Origin of the sequence: Nisaea sp. (assembly GCF_017640745.1) — a bacterium.
Classification (GTDB): domain Bacteria; phylum Pseudomonadota; class Alphaproteobacteria; order Thalassobaculales; family Thalassobaculaceae; genus Nisaea.
The window spans coordinates 1-2,468 of sequence record NZ_JAEPQA010000063.1; the positions used below are offsets into that span (position 1 = coordinate 1).

The 2,468-nt window shown below is 64.2% G+C and carries 4 protein-coding genes; all 4 read right to left on the reverse strand.

What is annotated here, in order from left to right:
* Nucleotides 1-399, reverse strand: a 399-nt coding sequence (gene rplD / locus JJ959_RS21215; RefSeq protein WP_292888462.1) for a 50S ribosomal protein L4, incomplete at its 3' end; no start/stop codon positions are given.
* Between the two features lie 4 nt (nucleotides 400-403).
* Entirely contained in the window at nucleotides 404-1,168 is a 765-nt protein-coding gene (gene rplC, locus JJ959_RS21220; RefSeq protein WP_292888465.1) for a 50S ribosomal protein L3, read from the reverse strand.
* Nucleotides 1,169-1,193: 25 nt separating this feature from the next.
* Nucleotides 1,194-1,502: a 30S ribosomal protein S10 gene (gene rpsJ, locus JJ959_RS21225; RefSeq protein WP_292888467.1), complete on the reverse strand. Its 309-nt coding sequence runs from the start codon at nucleotides 1,500-1,502 to the stop codon at nucleotides 1,194-1,196.
* A 44-nt stretch (nucleotides 1,503-1,546) separates the two neighbouring features.
* Nucleotides 1,547-2,468, reverse strand: a 922-nt coding sequence (gene tuf, locus JJ959_RS21230) for an elongation factor Tu (protein ID WP_292888469.1), incomplete at its 5' end; no start/stop codon positions are given.

A 2,468-nucleotide genomic window follows, 5' to 3' on the forward strand; every position in this document is an offset into this window, starting at 1 on the left:
GGGGCTGTCCATCGCAACGCTGTCGACGACAATCAGCTTGCCTTCCCGCACCTTGTCGGAGAGGGCCATCTTGAGACCGAGACGCCGGACCTTCTTCGGAAGATCATGGGCGTGGCTGCGCGGAACCGGACCGAAAACGGTCTGACCGCCGCGGAACTGGGAGGCGCGCAGCGAGCCCTGACGGGCGCGGCCGGTTCCCTTCTGGCGATACGGCTTCTTGCCGGTGCCGCTGATCTCCGAGACCCCTTTGGTCTTGTGCGTGCCGGCGCGGCGCTTCGCCTGCTGCCAGCGCACGACCCGGTGCAGGATGTCGCTGCGCGGCTCGACACCGAAAACGGCGTCGTCGAGCGTCAGCTTCCCGGCATCACCGGAGTCGAGGTTCTTGACCGTGACTTCCATCGTCTTACGCCTCGCTCTCGGCGCCATCAGCCGGCGCCGCATCGTTTACTTCGCTGGCCGCGACTTCCGGCTCGACCTCGGGAGCCGGCGCGTCGGCCTGCCGGACCGCTGCCGGATAGGGCGCGTCGTCCGGACGCTTCTTCTTCTTGGCATCGGACAGCAGAACCCAGGAACCCTTGGATCCGGGAACCGCGCCCCGCACCAGGACCAGCCCCTTCTCGACATCGGTGGAGACCACCTCGAGATTCTGCTGGGTGACCCGGACGGCGCCCATATGGCCGGCCATCTTCTTGCCCTTGAACACACGGCCCGGGTCCTGGCACTGACCCGTGGAGCCGTGCGAGCGGTGCGAGATCGAGACACCGTGCGTCGCCCGGAGGCCGCTGAAGTGGTGCCGCTTCATCGCGCCCTGGAACCCCTTACCGATTGACGTTCCGACGACATCGACATACTGGCCGGCGACGAAATGGTCGGCGGTGATCTCAGAGCCGACGTCGACAAGCGCGTCGTCGGCAACGCGAAACTCGGCGAGCCGCATCTTCGGCTCGACCTCGGCGTTGGCGAAGTGACCGCGCATCGGCTTGGTCACGTTCTTGGACTTCGCCTTGCCGACGCCGACCTGCAGCGCGGTGTAGCCGTCGCGCTCCTGGGTCCGCTGGGCAACGACCTGGCACTGTTCGACATGGACGACGGTCACCGGCACATGCCGGCCATCCTCGGCGAACATCCGGGTCATGCCGAGCTTCCGCCCGATCAGTCCGGTACGCATGGCTTCCGGTCTCCCTCTACCCGCTTTAAATCTTGATCTCGACGTCGACACCCGCTGCCAGGTCGAGCTTCATCAGCGCGTCCACGGTCTGCGGGGTCGGGTCGACGATGTCGAGAAGCCGCTTGTGGGTGCGGATCTCAAACTGCTCGCGAGACTTCTTGTCGATATGCGGCGAGCGCAGAACGGTGAACTTCTCGATCCGCGTCGGCAGGGGAATCGGTCCCCGCACCTGCGCACCAGTCCGCTTCGCCGTGCTGACGATCTCACCGGTCGACTGGTCCAGCACCCGATGATCGAACGCCTTGAGGCGGATACGAATATTTTGACTGTCCATGACGTTCGGTCCTATTTCCTACCGGCTGCCTGCCTGAAACTCACTTACTCGATGATGGTGGCGACGACGCCGGCACCGACGGTGCGGCCGCCTTCGCGGATCGCGAAGCGCAGACCCTCGTCCATCGCAATCGGCGCAATCAGCTCAACCTCAAGCGCGACATTGTCGCCCGGCATCACCATCTCCGTCCCCTCCGGAAGCGCGACCATCCCGGTCACGTCCGTCGTCCGGAAGTAAAACTGCGGACGGTAGTTCGCGAAGAACGGCGTGTGACGGCCACCCTCTTCCTTCGTCAGGATGTACGCTTCCGCCTTGAACTTCGTGTGCGGCTTGATCGATCCCGGCTTCGCCAGAACCTGGCCACGCTCAACGTCGTCACGCTTCGTCCCACGCAGCAGCGCGCCGATATTGTCGCCCGCCTCGCCCTGGTCCAGAAGCTTCCGGAACATCTCAACGCCCGTGCAGACCGTCTTCGTCGTCGGACGGATGCCGACAATCTCAACCTCGTCGCCGACCTTCAGGATGCCCTGCTCAACTCGGCCCGTCACAACCGTGCCGCGACCCGAAATCGAGAAAACGTCCTCAATCGGCATCAGGAACGACAGATCCTTCGGACGCTCAGGCTGCGGGATGTACTCGTCAACCGCCGCCATCAGCTCAAGAACCGCCTTCTTGCCGATCTCGTCGTTCGAATCCTCAAGCGCCGCAAGCGCCGAGCCCTTGATGATCGGAATGTCGTCGCCAGGGAACTCATAAGCCGACAGAAGCTCGCGAACCTCAAGCTCGACAAGCTCCAGGAGCTCCTCGTCGTCAACCTGGTCAACCTTGTTCAGGAAAACCACCAGCGCCGGAACACCAACCTGACGCGCCAGCAGAATGTGCTCGCGGGTCTGCGGCATCGGCCCGTCCGCCGCAGACACAACCAGGATCGCGCCGTCCATCTGCGCCGCGCCCGTGATCATGTTC

Coding starts and splice junctions, on each gene's coding strand:
- rplC (WP_292888465.1), bottom strand. CDS start 1,168: ATGCGTACCGGACTGATCGGGCGGAAGCTCGGCATGACCCGGATGTTC.
- rpsJ (WP_292888467.1), bottom strand. CDS start 1,502: ATGGACAGTCAAAATATTCGTATCCGCCTCAAGGCGTTCGATCATCGG.